This is a genomic window from Thiosocius teredinicola (assembly GCF_002009425.1).
Lineage (GTDB): Bacteria > Pseudomonadota > Gammaproteobacteria > Chromatiales > Chromatiaceae > Thiosocius > Thiosocius teredinicola.
The window spans coordinates 3662925-3677660 of the sequence record NZ_CP019936.1 but is presented as its reverse complement, the minus strand read 5'-3'; the positions used below and the strand labels follow the sequence as shown (position 1 = coordinate 3677660).

The window sequence follows — 14736 nt, the reverse complement described above, 5'->3', positions numbered from 1 at the left end:
GGGAAGGTAGTAATAAAATGACCCAACTAGCATTAGTTATCGATCTGAACGTCTGCGTGGGTTGCCACGCCTGCGTGATGTCCTGCAAAGAATGGAATACCTCCGGCTGGGCCGGCACGATGGTCGACCAGCGTCCATACGACGCCGATCCCACCGGTACTTTCTTCAACCGCGTACAGATGTTCGAGGTTGGTGAGTATCCCAACACCGAAACCGTGCACTTCCCAAAGAGTTGCCTGCATTGCGAAGAGCCGCCTTGCGTACCGGTTTGCCCGACGGGGGCATCGTACAAGCGAGAAGACAACGGTGTAGTGCTGGTCGACTACGACAAGTGCATCGGTTGTAAGTATTGCTCGTGGGCGTGCCCCTACGGCGTGCGCGAGATCGACGAGCAGCAGAAGGTGATGAAGAAGTGCACCTTGTGCATCGACCGCATCACCGATCAGTCGTTGCCCGAGAAAGAGCGTCGCCCGGCGTGCGTGTTGTCGTGCCCGACCAGTGCACGTCTGTTCGGCGATGTGCACGATCCGGATTCCGAGGTCTCGATGGCGATCCGTGAGAACGGCGGCTACCAGCTGATGCCCGAGTGGGGTACGCAACCGGCGAATCACTACCTGCCGCGGCGCAAGACCCGCATCCAGATCTTCGACGACGAACTGGAGCGCGCGGACAACCCGCTGAAGAAAGAAGCCCCGCTGCCGGCGGCAGAAGGCGAAACCCTGGACGACGTCGCGTTCTAAGTCGCGCCGCCTTGTGGAAACTGGAGAATTCAGATGCATCCGGCATTTTCGGTAATCTTTCTAACCACCTTGATCGGCGCGGGCCAGGGCCTGTTCATGGCGCTGGTCACCGGTCAGTTCTATTCGATGTTGAACCTGTTGGCACCGCAGGACAGCGTGTCGTTCTACGCGACCGGCAGCCTGTTGTCGCTGGCGTTGCTCGTGCTCGGGTTGTTCGCCTCGTTCTTCCACCTCGGGCACCCCGAGCGTGCGTGGCGCGCGGCGAGCAAGTGGCGTACCTCGTGGCTGTCGCGTGAAGTCATCGCGCTGCCGGCGTTCATGGGCCTGGTCGCGCTCTACGGCATCAGCCACTACTTCGGCTGGACCCAGCCTTGGATCGTGATCAAAGGCCAACTGCCGGTTGACGCGACACTGGTGCTGGGCGTGCTTGGCGTGTTGATGGCGGTTATCTTGTTCGTCTGCACCGCGATGATCTATGCGAGCCTGCGCTTCCTGCAGGAATGGCACACGCCGCTGACCGTCGCCAACTTCATCCTGTTCGGTCTGGCGTCGGGCTTCACCTTGGCGGCTGCGTTCTCGGCGTGGACTGGCGTTGGCCTGGTCGTGTTTTACGGCACCTGGGCGGTCATCTTCACGATCTTGGCGGCAATCACACGCGGTTTTTCGATGTACCGCAATTCGCGCATCAAGCATAAGTCGACGCTGCGCAGCGCCATCGGTATACGTCACACCACGATCCGCCAGAAGTCGATGGGTTTCATGGGCGGCTCGTTCAATACGCGCGAGTTCTTCCACGGCGCCAGCGGCGGCACGCTGACCATGGTCAAGCTGTTCTTTGCGGTAATGGTGTTCATGGTGCCGGTCGTGCTGCTGGCGATGGCCAACCTGATGGAATCGGCCTACCTGCCGTTGTTGGCCTTCGCCGCGCAGTATGTCGGCCTGATGGCCGAGCGTTGGTATTTCTTCGCCGAGGCCAAGCATCCGCAGAACCTCTATTACCAATCGGTCGCCTGACCGATGCTGAAAAAAGGCGGTCTTCGGACCGCCTTTTTTCCGTCGCCATGACAGGGCGCGACCTATTCCCATCCGCCTGACGTTACAATCCCCCGAGCCGAGCAGTTGACGACACGGGAAGGGGACGAATGCGTCTGATCGAGATCATTGCCGACGAAGGCAACACAGCGACCCTCGCCGGTATCGCCGACCAACACGAGATCACCGACTACTGGTGGGGTGCGCCCGCGGACGACGGTCGACGTTCGTTCCGCATGTTGGTCAGCGACGATATCCGCCAGACGGTGATCGATGCGGTGCAGAACATTCTCGGTGCCGCCGAGAACGCCCGCATCGTGGTGTTGTCGGTTGACGCCGTGCTGCCGCACGATCCCGACGCGACACCCAGCGCCGCGGCGACCCGCGAAGAACTCTACAACCAGATCAGCAAGGGCGGTCGCATCGACGGCAACTTTCTGCTGCTGACCGTGCTGTCGACCGTGGTCGCGGCCATCGGCCTGATCGAAGACAACGTGGCCGTCGTGATCGGCGCCATGGTGATAGCGCCATTGCTCGGCCCTATCATTGCGCTGTCGTTCGGTTCGACGCTCGGCGACAGCAAGCTGACGGCTCAGGCGCTCAAGGCTGCCGCGGTCGGACTCGGCGTCGCATTCGGTCTGTCGGTATTGATCGGCTTTGCCTGGCCGGTGGATATCGCGCGCGGTGAGATGCTGATGGCCAGCACCGAGATCGTCGCCCGCACCAACGTCGGTCTCGACGGCGCGGTGCTGGCTTTGGCCGCCGGTGCGGCGGCGGTGCTGTCATTGACCACGGGCTTGTCGTCGGCGCTGGTCGGGGTGATGGTTGCGGTCGCTCTGCTGCCGCCGGCCGCGACCATGGGACTGCTGGTCGGTGCCGGTTTCTTTCAACTTGCCGCCGGTGCCACAATGCTGCTCGCGGTCAACGTCATCTGCGTGATCGTCGCGGCCAAGCTGGTGTTTCTCGCCAAGGGCGTCCGCCCGCGAACCTGGTACGAGCAGCAGAAGGCGCGCCAGTCGACGGCGGTCTCGATCGCGTTCTGGATTGCCTTGCTGATCATGGTGCTGATCACCGTGTATTCGCGTCACGGCCCGATCGGCTAGGCCGGCGCCGGCATCGCCGGGCTTTTCCCTGTTTGTTGTGAGCTTTGGTGTGCAACCGCAGCGCAGCGGCCGAATCTGAGACATAATCACCGGCCTGTCGTCGATCGATACGCACCCGATGAAAACACCCGAATTGTTGGCCCCCGCCGGAACCCTGCGCAACATGCGCTACGCATTCGCCTATGGGGCCGATGCGGTGTATGCGGGTATGCCGAGGTACAGCCTGCGGGTGCGCAACAACGATTTTCTCGAAGACAACCTGCGCACCGGCATCGACGAGGCGCACCGGCAGGGTCGCCAGTTCTTCGTCGCAACCAACGTCATGCCGCACGGCGCCAAGCTGAAGACCTTTCTTGCCGACATCGAGCCGGTCGTCGAGATGGGGCCGGACGCACTGATCATGGCAGACCCGGGTCTGATCATGCTTGTGCGCGAACGCTGGCCAGATATGCCCGTTCATCTCTCTGTACAAGCCAACACAGTGAATTCGGCCGGCGTGAAGTTCTGGCAATCGGTCGGCCTGTCACGCGTCATCCTGTCGCGCGAGTTATCGTTGGACGAGGTGGCGGAGATTCGCCAGGCCTGCCCGGACATGGAAATCGAGGTGTTCGTGCACGGTGCCTTGTGCATCGCCTATTCGGGGCGCTGTCTGCTATCCGGCTACTTCAATCATCGTGACGCCAACCAGGGCACCTGTACCAATTCGTGCCGCTGGGATTACAAGATCGCCCGCGAAGATCTCGATGCGGTTGCCGAGATCCCGGTCAGCGAGATCAAACGCCATCCGAAGGCCGACGAGGTGTATTACCTCGAGGAGCGCGAACGCCCGGGTGAGTTCATGCCGATCTTCGAAGACGAACACGGCACCTACATCATGAACTCGCGCGATCTGCGTGCCGTCGAGCATGTGCATCGGCTGGCCGAGATCGGTGTCGATTGTCTGAAGATCGAAGGGCGGACCAAGTCGCACTACTACACGGCGCGTACAACACAGGTATACCGGCGTGCGATCGACGATGCGGTTGCGGGTCGACCGTTTGATCCGACGTTGTTGCATGAGCTGGAACATCTCGCCAATCGTGGATATACCGACGGCTTCTTCCAGCGCCACGAATCCCATGAATTGCAGAGCTACCGCCAGGGGGCATCGAGCAGTACGCGCTCGCAGTTCGTGGCCGAGATTTCGTCGACCGACGTTGAAAGCGGCCTGACCCGTCTGGAGGTGAAGAACAAGTTCCGAGTCGGCGACGAGATGGAACTGGTGTCGCCCAGCGGCAATCGCCGGTTCCGTTTGGAACGATTGTTTGATAAAGATGGGAAACCGCTCGAAGAAGCGCCCGGCGGTGGCTGGCAGGTGCAGGCCCCGCTACCGGCAGAGGTCAACGAGATGGCCTTGTTGACCCGCCTGATGAAATAACAGCAAAAATACCGAACACAACAAAAAATGCGCGCACGGCAAGTCGTCGATGCGCGAATCGTAACGGTTTATTAGGAGGAGACACTTTGAACCACAGGACAACTGTGCAACGCTTGCTGTGCGCGGCGTTGCTTTCCGCAACTACCTGCGTACACGCTACCAACGGCTATTCACCGACGGGGTTTGGTACGACCAACAAGGGTCTTGCCGGCGCCGGTGTAGCCTTGCCTCAAGACGCGATGGCCGGCGCGACCAACCCCGCCGGCATGGTGCTGGTCGGCGACCGCATCGACCTCGGATTTGCACTGTTCAATCCCAACCGCGGGTTCACCGCCGACGACAATGCCGCGTCGCCGCCGCCACCGCCGAGCGTGCCGCCGGGCAGCTACGAGAGCGAAAGCGACCTGTTCCTGATTCCGCATTTCGGTTGGAACAAGCGGCTCGACGATGTCAGCAGCATCGGCATCCTGGTCGGCGCCAACGGTGGCATGAATACCGACTACGAAGAAGATATCTGGCGCAATTTCAACAATCCGGCCGGCACCGCCACGTCATCGACCGGCGTCAACTTCGCACAGTTGTTCTTGGGTGTGCCGTATGCCCGCAAGCTGAACGAGCGTCACTCCATCGGCATCATGCCGATCGTCGCCGCACAGCGCTTTCGCGCCAAGGGGCTCGAGCCCTTCCAGGGGCTGTCGATCGACCCGACGAATGTGACCAACAACGGTTATGACTATTCCTGGGGATACGGCGTTCGTGTCGGCTGGCTGGGACAGTTCACCGACCGCCTGTCGATCGGTGCCTCGGCGCAGTCGCGTCTGTACATGACCGAGTTCGACGACTATTCGGGGCTGTTTGCCGAAGAGGGCGATTTCGATGTGCCGCCGACTGTTACGGTGGGTCTCAGCTATAAGGTGAGGCCGGATGTGATCGTCGTCGCCGACTGGCAGCGCATCTTTTACAACACGGTCAAGTCGCTGGGTAATCCCAACGATACGCCGATTACGCCAACGACCCTGCTGGGTTCCGACGACGGTCTGGGCTTCGGTTGGAACAATGTCGATATCATCAAAGTGGGTGTGCAATGGGCGTACAGCCCGAAGCTGACCCTGCGTGCTGGCATCAGCCATGCCGACCAGATGTTCGATAACGGCGAAGCCTTGTTCAACGTACTTGCGCCGGCCACCATCCGTACTCACGCCAGCCTGGGTATGACCTACCAGATCGATCGTTCAAGCGCCGTATCGGTGGCCTACACGCGTGCCTTCAAGGAAAAGATCGACGGACAAAACCCGAACTTCACCGGGCCGCAGACAGGTAGTGTCGAGATGGACCAGCATGAACTCGAAGTAAGCTGGGCCTGGTTGTTCTGACGCAGCACTCTCTTCGCTACGCACCCATCGCACAGGGCCCGGTGTTCGTGTGCGATGGGTATGCGGCCGAGCCCAAAGCACGGGGCTCGCGGGACGGGTTGGTCTAACGCATCGGCCGATCAGGTGGTTTGCGTTTGCCCGGTCAGGTTGCCGAATGCTTCGCGCACGCGGTGTGACAGGCTCGGGTCGCGGAATTGCTCGCGCACCGTTCCGGCCAGCGTGGGCAGGCTCAGCAGGTCGCTGACGCATTGGTTGAAGGCGGCCTGACCATGCTCATTGTCTACCAGTCGTTCGAGGTAGTCGCGCAGATAGGTCTTGTCGCCGAGCAGTTCCCAGGCGCGGCCAGAGACAGCTGCCAACAGTTCGATATCCGTATTGGCCGGGTCGCCGAGAACGCCCCCGAGCATTTGCCGCACCTCGGCGTGCGCCAGGCCGCCGGCCAATCCGCGGATCAGCGCTGCGATCAATGCCGGGTCACGTGGCTCATCTTGCATGGCTCGCTGCAGGCGTGCGAGCAGGGCGGCGCTCAAAGTCTCGCTGAGGCACTGACTCTCGAGGTTGTGGCACAAGGCGACCAGCGGTTCCGGCGGCAGATGGGGCAGTGCCTCGCTCAGCGGTGAATCGGCATGTCGGCAGGCGACATCGGCAATGCCCTGATAGCCAACGAAACCCCATTGATCCCACCCGGGTTCACCGCGGAAGTAGGCCAATGCGTGTTCGTAGAAGCGCGACGGCGGCAGGCCGAGGTCCCGGCTCAAACAGGCATGGAACAGCGCCATGCGATCATCACGCGGCGTAAAGGCATAGGGGTTGTCTTGCAGGAAACCCTGGGCGTCGGCTCCCGCCGACTGCGCCTTGGCAGACTCAAGCAGCCGATTGAGCAGGTAGTCGCGTTCGGCCTGCACGAGCAGGCCCTGTTCGTCGAGAGACAGCCGCAGAAACCAGATAACCGGTTCGCTTGCCTGCCCTGCAGCGTTCTGGACTAGGGCGAACCAGGCTTTGCGTTGCATCGGCTGTGGGTAAGGTTGCGTCGCCTGTTCAAAGGCCAGGAATTGTTCGCGCGCCAGCGGTCCGACCCGCCTGCCCAGATCGTAGACGTGCACGTCGGCGCCGGATTGTTCGAGCAGTTCCAATAGAGTCAGCGAGTCGGCCACGGTGGCGGTTCCTGGGGTAGTTCGGTTTTGGCCTAATCGATCCAATCGACAAGATGGTTTTCCAGCGCGTCGGCATCGTCTTCGCACACGGTTCGATGACACACCCGTTGTCCGGCGCGCACCACACTGTCCGGGGTGCCGGTGATCAACGGGTGCCATCGCGGCAGGTCTTTGCCCTCGGCGAGCAAGCGGTAGGCACAGGTGCGCGGCAGCCAATACGGGTCGTGCAGAATCTCGGGGGTGATCGTGATGCAGTCAGGTACGCGAATCGAGCGACGTGGATAGTCTGTGCATCGGGCGGTTTCGGTATTCAGCAGGCGACAGTGCACGTTGGTGTAGTAGATCTCTCGCGTGTCCTCATCCTCGAGTCGGTACAGGCAGCATTTCGCGCACCCGTCGCAGAGAGATTCCCATTCCTTATGGTTCATTTCGGCGAGTTTTTTTTCTTTCCAGAATGGCAGATCAGGGCTTGACATTTCGATTGAACGCTCGATTCGCGCTGTTAATAAGTGACTGATTATGCACAGGTGCTCCGGTGCTCTGAATTCGGGTGTAATTTGCTGAATATTTGCCAAGTGTTACATTAGAATGACATTATAACTAAATGAATTTAAAAGAAAAATAAGCAATTGGTCAATTTTTGGTCAATCTGATGACCACTACGACAGGATGCGGCCTGCACGCCATTCTCTTCATGTTCTTCACAGAGTTTTCCACAGGCAATGTGGAAAAATAAAGTCGTATCTCGTCGGTTAATTCGAGCGGGTGCTGCCGGTCCCCAGCAGGCTGTCGATCTGACTCACGATGGCGATGATGCGGTCACTGCCAACGGCGTCGGCGGCACGATAGACCTCTTCCGCCATCGGCCTGATCGCGCAGTCGCACGGCAGTGGCAGTTGGCGCATCAAAAGCTCGTGCATGCGCGGCAGGAATAACCACTGCAGCCATTGATCGAAACTCAGCGTGTCGACGGCGAATGGCTGTCGGCTCTGCAGCGCGGCGGCATCCGGCGGCTCACTCTCCCAACGATGTTGCGCCTGAAGCTCGGTCTCCAATTGCGTCAATAGCGTTCTCAGTTCGTCGCGCATCCGCGCCCCCATTCCGCGCACCACGCGTTATCCTTGCACCGCCGTCGCCGCATGTCACCCAAGCTGGGGCAAGCGAGGCGGCGCCCATCACAATGGCGGACACCGGGGCAAAGTGGCTTCTTCTCACGACCGAAAACTCAGCGACGCCGATGCCCGGATCATCGAGCGCTTCAGCGACGCCTTGTGGATGGAACGCGGATTGTCGGCCAATACCTTGAATTCTTACCAATCGGATCTTCGCCATTTCGCCATGTGGCTCGACGAGCAGGCGGCGACGGCGATGTTACAGGCCAAGCGCGACCAACTGCTCGGCTACCTGGCAGCCGGCGTCGATGCCGGCGTGCGGCCGCGTACCAGCGCGCGCCGCCTGTCTGCGCTGCGCCAGTTTTTTCATTGGGCCGTGCGCGAGCAGTTGATCGGTGGCGATCCGACGGCGCAGATCGAGGCGCCCAGGCTGGGGCGGCCGTTACCCAAGTCGTTGAGCGAGACGGAAGTGGAGGCATTGCTCGAGGCGCCGGAACTGGAAACGGCCGAAGGGCTGCGTGACCGCACGATGCTCGAGGTGTTGTATGCGACCGGGCTGCGCGTTTCCGAACTGGTCGGTCTGCGCCCCGACCAGCTCAGCCTGACGCAGGGGCTGGTGCGCGTGATCGGCAAGGGCGGCAAAGAACGCCTGGTACCGCTCGGCGACGAGGCGGTGAGCTGGATTGAGCGATTCATCAAAGGTGCGCGCGTCGAGCTGTTGAACGGCCGGCCGTGCAACGCCCTGTTTCCGACCCGGCGCGGCGACGGCATGACCCGCCAGGCCTTCTGGTATCGCATCAAGAAACACGCCCTGACCGCGGGCATCCGCCAAACCCTGTCGCCCCACACGCTGCGCCACGCCTTTGCCACGCACCTGGTCAACCACGGCGCCGATCTGCGCGTTGTGCAACTGTTGTTGGGCCACAGTTCCTTGTCGACGACACAGATTTACACCCACGTGGCCCGCGAGCGCCTGCAGGCGCTGCACGCCGAGCACCATCCGCGCGGTTAGCGGCATGCCGTCGATTTCCTTCGATGTCGGCCGGCCTGGCAAGCCCGCCCAACAGTGGCGGCGCCTTGTGGTAGCCTTGCGGCTGTTTTTTACGGAGCCCCGATATGCCTTCATTTGACGCCGTCTCGGAAGTCGATCTGCAAGAGGTCCGTAATGCCACGGACCAGGCCAACCGCGAGGTGGGCACCCGTTTCGATTTCAAGGGCAGCGATGCCCAGTACAGCCTGGACGGCGACAGCGTCACCTTGAACGCACAGAGCGAATTCCAACTCGAGCAGATGATGGACATTTTGCAGCTCAAACTGGTCAAACGCTCGGTGGACATCGGCTGCCTGGATATCGGCAAGGTCGAAACCGCAAATAATCGTGCCCGCCAGTCGGGCACGATAAGGCAGGGTATCGATACCGATACCGCGCGCAAGATCGTCAAGGACATCAAGGCTGCAAAGCTGAAGGTGCAGGCGCAGATACAGGGCGAGCAGGTACGGGTGACCGGCAAGAAGCGAGACGACCTCCAGGAGGTGATCGCGTTGCTGAAAAAGGGTGAGTACGGCCTGCCGCTGCAATTCACGAATTTTCGAGACTGACTATGATCAAGAGAGTTACTGCCGTTGTTATCGCCGTGTTTTTCAGTGCGGTGGCGCAGGCCGCAGTGGATGCGGCAACCCAGGAAAAGATTCGCAATTCACTGAAGGTGCTGTTGCCCGGACTGGTGCCGGACGAAATCAGGGAAACGCCCCTGGACAACATCTACGAGTTGACCTTCGGTGCGCGACTGGCCTACATCACGGGCGATGGACGTTACCTGATGCAGGGCAAGATCATCGACATCGAACAGCGTGTCGAGATCACCGAGAAGCGGTTGACCGAACTGAAAAAGGCGGCGTTGAGCAATATCAGCGAGGATCAGATGATCATCTACGGGCCGGAGGACGCCAAACACACCGTCACCGTGTTCACCGATATCGACTGCGGCTTCTGCCGCAGGCTGCATTCGGAGATGGCCAGCTACAACGACGCCGGCATCCGTATCCGCTACCTTTTCTACCCACGGGCGGGGATCGGCAGCGACTCTTACAACAAGGCGGTTTCGGTGTGGTGCGCCGATGACCGCAAAGCGGCGATGAATGCCGCGAAGGCCGGTCAGGAGATCGAGGCCAAAACCTGCGACAATCCGGTCAGCACGCATCACGCCCTGGGGCAGTCGATGCGTATTCAGGGAACGCCTGCTTTGATGTTGGAAAGCGGCGAGTTGGTGCCGGGTTACGTCCCGGCGGATAAACTGCGTCGTGCGCTCGACGAGAGCGGCACACAGGCCGGCAGCTGACCAAGGCTGCGAGAGGTCTGTTCGACGCACTTGCTGTCATGAGGTGCACGCCCGCATATGGCGGTTCATGCGATTGAATTGGCCTGTCGCAGTGACAAGGGACTGGTGAGGAAACGCAACCAGGATAGTTTTCGCGTCGATTCCGATCTGGGCGTTATGGTGCTGGCCGACGGTATGGGCGGACATCGCGCCGGCGAAGTCGCCAGCCGCATCGCGGTGCGCACGGCGATCGAAGACCTGTTGCCGATACAGCGCGAAGACAGTGCCGACGGCATGGAGACCTTGCTGCGCGTAGGGCAGGCTCTGGAGCATGCCAACCATGCCGTGCTCGATGCCTGCGACGAGCGACCCGAGTTCGAAGGCATGGGTACCACCATGGTGGCCGCCGTGTTTCGCGACCACCGCATCTACTATGCCCACATCGGCGATTCACGCCTCTACCGGGTGCGCCTCGGGCGCATGCGCCGTCTCACCCGGGATCATTCGCTGATCCAGCGCATGATCGACGATGGGGTGTTCATGAACCGTCGCGAGGCGCGCGAGGCGGGCGTCAAAGACAACGTGCTGACCAGGAGCCTGGGCATGCAGCGCCAGGCGGATGTCGACGTCCGCGATGCCCTGGTCGAGCCTGGCGACACCTACCTTGTGTGCAGCGACGGCCTGCACGGCATGATTTCCGACAACACCATGGCGCGGATACTGCGCGACCCCAACGGGAATCTCGATGAGCAGGCGCAGGCGTTGCTCGATGCAGCGCTGGAGGCCGGCGGTAACGACAACGTCAGCGTGCTCCTGGCGCGGCCGAGCATCACCCGCTGATCGCAGTCAGCGTTCGAGCAACTCGCGTTTGCCGGTCTTGCCGTCCCAGTCTTCGGCGTCCGGCGGTGGGTCTTTGCGTTGCGTGATCACCGGCCAGTTTGCGCACAGGTCGGCATTCAACGCGATGAAGTCCTGCTGGTCAGCCGGCACGTCGTCTTCGGCAAAAATCGCGTTTGCCGGACACTCCGGTTCACACAGTGCACAATCGATGCACTCGTCGGGATCGATCGCCAGAAAGTTCGGCCCTTCGTGGAAACAATCGACCGGGCACACCTCCACGCAATCCGTGTATTTGCACTTGATGCAGTTTTCACCGACAACGTAGGTCATAGACGTATCTCGTGTAGTTGATTGCCTGCCTATTCAGGATCGTGCATCGCACGCAATTCGTAAAGGGCATCGAGCGCTTCGCGCGGCGTCAGTTGATCCGGATCGAGTTCCGCAAGGCGTCGGCGTAGCGCATCGTCGCTCGGTGCGTCATCCGCTTCGGCTGCAGGCTGCTGAAACAGCGATAACTGATTGGATTCCGCCTGTGCGTGGCGCTGCGCGGCATTTTCCAGTTCACGCAGACGCTTGCGCGCCAGCTCAATGACCTTGCGCGGCACACCGGCCAGCGCAGCGACTTGCAGGCCGTAGCTTTGGTTGGCCGGGCCATCGCGCACCGTATGCAGGAAGACAATGCCGTCGCCGTGTTCGACCGCATCGAGATGCACATTGACGATGCCCGGGTATTCGTCAGGCAGCGTTGTCAATTCAAAGTAGTGTGTCGCGAACAGGGTAAAGGCTCGGATACGCGTAGCCAGTTCCACAGCGCACGCCCACGCCAGCGACAGGCCGTCGAAGGTGCTGGTGCCGCGGCCGATTTCGTCCATAAGCACCAACGACTGGTCGGTTGCGTTGTGCAGGATGTTGGCCGTTTCCTGCATCTCGACCATGAAGGTCGAGCGGCCGCCGGCCAGATCGTCGGAGGCGCCGATGCGCGAAAAGATACGGTCAAACGGCCCGAGCTCAGCTGCGGCCGCCGGCACATAGCACCCGGCATAGGCCATCAATACGGTCAGTGCCGATTGCCGCATGAAGGTTGATTTACCGCCCATGTTCGGTCCGGTGATGATCAGGATGTTGCGCCGCTCGTCCATCACCAGGTCGTTGGCCACGAAGGCGTTCTCGCTGACCTGTTCGACGACCGGGTGGCGACCGGCCTGCACATTCAACCCGGGGGCATCGCGGAATGTCGGGCGAGCCAGGTCCAGGCGTTGTGCGCGTTCACCGAAACACGCCAACACATCGAGCTCGGCGATGTGTGCCGCGCTGTGCTGAAGTTCCGCCAGCGGCGTGGCCAATGTGGTCAGCAGTTCTTCGTAGAGCAACTTCTCGCGTTGCAGGGCCCGCTCGCGCGCGGATAGCACCTTGTCTTCGAAGGCCTTGAGTTCCGGCGTGATGAAACGCTCAGTGCCCTTGAGGGTCTGGCGGCGGATGTAGTCATCCGGCACGGCGTCTGACTTGCTGCGTCCGATCTCGATGTAATAACCATGCACCCGGTTGTAACTGACCTTCAGCGTCTCGATACCGGTGCGTGCGCGTTCGCGTTGTTCGAGGTCGACCAGAAACTGATCGGCGTTCTGCGACAGATCGCGCAGCTCGTCGAGCTCCTGGTCGTAGCCGCGCGCGAGTACGCCGCCGTCGCGCAATACCACAGGTGGGTTTTCGATAATCGCGCGTTGCAGCAGGCTGAAAGTATCCGGGTGTTCGCCGATCTGCTGCGCAAGGTGATGAATGCCGGCTTCGTCGATGTGTTGCAGTAGCTGTTGCAACGTGGGCAGAGTGCCGAGACTATCGCGCAGCACGGCCAGGTCGCGCGGGCGTGCACTGCGCAGCGCAACACGCGCCAGGATGCGTTCGATATCGCCGATGCTGCGCAACAGCTCCTGCAACTCGTCGACCTGGCGGTGGTCGAGCAGGCCGGCAATGGTCGCATGCCGCTTGCGTACTGCTGATTGATTGCGCAGCGGGCGGTTGATCCAGCGGCGCAACAGTCTGCCGCCCATCGGCGTGGCCGTGGTGTCGAGCAAGCCGGCCAGGCTGTGCTGGCGCTTACCCGATGCGGCATCGACCAGTTCCAGGTTACGCCGGGTCGCCGCATCGATAATGATGGCGTCGTCGTGATTGTCGACCTGCAGACGCGTGATATGCGGCAGCGCACTGCGTTGGGTATCGTCCACATACTGCAGCAGTGCGCCTGCGGCGCTGATCGCCAGCGTCAGTTCTTGGCAACCGAAGCCGCTGAGATCCTTGGTGCCGAACTGCTGGTTGAGAAGTCTGACGGCGGTGTCGTGATCGAAGTGCCAGGGTGGACGGCGCGTGATCCCGCTCTCGCGTGTCCAGGCGCTCGGCTGAGACTGATCTTCGGACAACAGCAGCTCGGCCGGACGCAGGCGTTCGAGTTCGCCCGCCAACGCCTCTTCGGTGGCGAGTTCCTGCACATGAAACCGCCCGCCGGTCAGGTCGAGCCAAGCCAGGCCATAACGTCCGTCAGCGATCACCAGCGCGGCGAGCAGGTTGTCGCTGCGTTCGTCCATCAATGCTTCGTCGCTGACCGTGCCTGGGGTGACGATGCGCACCACCTGGCGCTCGACCGGTCCCTTGCTGGTCGCCGGGTCGCCGATCTGTTCGCAGATCGCCACCGATTCGCCGTGCCTGACCAACTTGGCGAGGTAACTCTCGGCCGCATGAAACGGCACACCGGCCATCGGGATCGGCTCACCGGCCGACTTGCCGCGGTGGGTCAGGGTGATGTCGAGCAGTCGCGCGGCACGGCGGGCATCGTCATAGAACAGTTCGTAGAAATCGCCCATCCGGTAGAACACCAGGCGATTGGGGTGCTCTGCCTTGATACCCAGATACTGGCGCATCATGGGTGTATGGCTGGATACTTGTTTTTCCACGTGGCTGGTACGAGATTTCAGAAACTTTGGGCTAGCTGCGAGCGAGCGTGAGGATCACGCAGGTGCGTAGCGTAACCGATTCCGCGGCCGTTTCGTTACCCGGGCGGCGATGGGTTAGGGTCGGTGTGACGCTGTCAGACAATTTGGCGAGGCAGGGTAGCCGGGAAGCATATGAACGAACACAAGCGACAGCTCAAAGAGCAATTGGCAGACATCGAACACCAACGCTGGGCACATTGGCAGAGGTATTGCCACAGCAAGATGCAAACACAGAGCTCGCCGCTTGGCGTCGTGCTGCCGTTCGACCTCTACGAGCATTGGGAGCGCCAGATCAACACGCCGTACGCCGAATTGTCGGATATCGAACGCCAGTCCGACCGCGAGCAGGTCGATCGCTACTGGCCGCTGATCGAGGGCTTGATCGAGCAGGTTGTCGACGACTTTATGCAGGCGTTGGACGGACATACTTTGCCGCAGGAGGTGGCGCATAAGCTGGCAGCACTCAACCGCAGATGGCGGCAGCCAGACAGCAGCGATCCTGCGCCGTCGCAAGGCTAGGTATGCAGCGGTGAGTCCCTCACCAATTCGATGCTTGACATACCGCAAAACCGCCCGAAGCATCCGGCGTCACTTGAGGTAATTCGGCTAACTGTATGTAACTGCGACGCTTGTGGGTGACGCCATGCGTTGGAAGGGAAAACT

At 61.1% G+C, this 14736-nt stretch carries 15 protein-coding genes; 10 read left to right on the top strand and 5 right to left on the bottom strand.

Annotated elements, in window-relative coordinates; translation table 11 throughout:
- Positions 1-17: 17 nt before the first annotated feature.
- The 5 genes from soeB (at position 18) to B1781_RS17395 (ending at position 5665) form a co-directional block, all read left to right on the top strand.
- A complete protein-coding gene (gene soeB, locus B1781_RS17415) occupies positions 18-740 on the top strand; it encodes a sulfite dehydrogenase subunit SoeB (protein ID WP_078120876.1) in 723 nt (240 codons plus the stop codon).
- Positions 741-773: 33 nt separating this feature from the next.
- Positions 774-1754, top strand: a complete 981-nt coding sequence (locus B1781_RS17410; RefSeq protein WP_078120875.1) for a dimethyl sulfoxide reductase anchor subunit family protein — start codon at positions 774-776, stop codon at positions 1752-1754.
- Between the two features lie 128 nt (positions 1755-1882).
- Positions 1883-2875 carry a TIGR00341 family protein gene (locus B1781_RS17405; protein WP_078120874.1) on the top strand — a complete coding sequence of 331 codons (993 nt, stop codon included), beginning with the start codon at positions 1883-1885 and terminating at the stop codon, positions 2873-2875.
- 118 nt (positions 2876-2993) lie between these two features.
- Positions 2994-4292 carry a prephenate-dependent tRNA uridine(34) hydroxylase TrhP gene (trhP, locus tag B1781_RS17400; RefSeq protein WP_078120873.1) on the top strand — a complete coding sequence of 433 codons (1299 nt, stop codon included), beginning with the start codon at positions 2994-2996 and terminating at the stop codon, positions 4290-4292.
- Between the two features lie 86 nt (positions 4293-4378).
- Complete coding sequence (locus B1781_RS17395) at positions 4379-5665, top strand: OmpP1/FadL family transporter (protein WP_078120872.1); 1287 nt, start codon at positions 4379-4381, stop codon at positions 5663-5665.
- 119 nt (positions 5666-5784) lie between these two features.
- Here the strand turns inward: B1781_RS17395 and B1781_RS17390 are convergent, their stop codons facing one another.
- The 3 genes from B1781_RS17390 to B1781_RS17380 form a co-directional block, all read right to left on the bottom strand.
- The gene (locus B1781_RS17390; RefSeq protein ID WP_164513441.1) at positions 5785-6819 is read right to left on the bottom strand and encodes a DUF3549 family protein; all 1035 of its coding nucleotides are present in this window, start codon (positions 6817-6819) and stop codon (positions 5785-5787) included.
- A 32-nt stretch (positions 6820-6851) separates the two neighbouring features.
- Positions 6852-7295 carry a YcgN family cysteine cluster protein gene (locus tag B1781_RS17385; RefSeq protein WP_078120870.1) on the bottom strand — a complete coding sequence of 148 codons (444 nt, stop codon included), beginning with the start codon at positions 7293-7295 and terminating at the stop codon, positions 6852-6854.
- A gap of 276 nt (positions 7296-7571) precedes the next feature.
- Entirely contained in the window at positions 7572-7907 is a 336-nt protein-coding gene (locus B1781_RS17380; RefSeq protein ID WP_078120869.1) for a YqcC family protein, read from the bottom strand.
- 112 nt (positions 7908-8019) lie between these two features.
- On the opposite strand from B1781_RS17380, the gene xerD reads away from it, so the two are divergent.
- From xerD to B1781_RS17360, 4 genes are all read left to right on the top strand, one after another.
- Positions 8020-8943: a site-specific tyrosine recombinase XerD gene (gene xerD, locus B1781_RS17375; RefSeq protein ID WP_334223760.1), complete on the top strand. Its 924-nt coding sequence runs from the start codon at positions 8020-8022 to the stop codon at positions 8941-8943.
- A gap of 104 nt (positions 8944-9047) precedes the next feature.
- The gene (locus B1781_RS17370) at positions 9048-9530 is read left to right on the top strand and encodes a YajQ family cyclic di-GMP-binding protein (protein ID WP_078120868.1); all 483 of its coding nucleotides are present in this window, start codon (positions 9048-9050) and stop codon (positions 9528-9530) included.
- A gap of 2 nt (positions 9531-9532) precedes the next feature.
- Positions 9533-10270 carry a DsbC family protein gene (locus B1781_RS17365; RefSeq protein ID WP_078120867.1) on the top strand — a complete coding sequence of 246 codons (738 nt, stop codon included), beginning with the start codon at positions 9533-9535 and terminating at the stop codon, positions 10268-10270.
- A 57-nt stretch (positions 10271-10327) separates the two neighbouring features.
- Complete coding sequence (locus tag B1781_RS17360; RefSeq protein ID WP_078120866.1) at positions 10328-11089, top strand: Stp1/IreP family PP2C-type Ser/Thr phosphatase; 762 nt, start codon at positions 10328-10330, stop codon at positions 11087-11089.
- Positions 11090-11095: 6 nt separating this feature from the next.
- Here B1781_RS17360 and fdxA read toward each other — a convergent pair whose 3' ends face one another.
- Positions 11096-11419 carry a ferredoxin FdxA gene (gene fdxA, locus B1781_RS17355; protein ID WP_078120865.1) on the bottom strand — a complete coding sequence of 108 codons (324 nt, stop codon included), beginning with the start codon at positions 11417-11419 and terminating at the stop codon, positions 11096-11098.
- Positions 11420-11448: 29 nt separating this feature from the next.
- Positions 11449-14004: a DNA mismatch repair protein MutS gene (gene mutS, locus B1781_RS17350; RefSeq protein WP_078120864.1), complete on the bottom strand. Its 2556-nt coding sequence runs from the start codon at positions 14002-14004 to the stop codon at positions 11449-11451.
- A gap of 201 nt (positions 14005-14205) precedes the next feature.
- Between mutS and B1781_RS17345 the strand changes: the two genes are divergently transcribed.
- Positions 14206-14592: a hypothetical protein gene (locus B1781_RS17345; RefSeq protein ID WP_334223759.1), complete on the top strand. Its 387-nt coding sequence runs from the start codon at positions 14206-14208 to the stop codon at positions 14590-14592.
- The last annotated feature ends 144 nt before the right edge of the window (positions 14593-14736 follow it).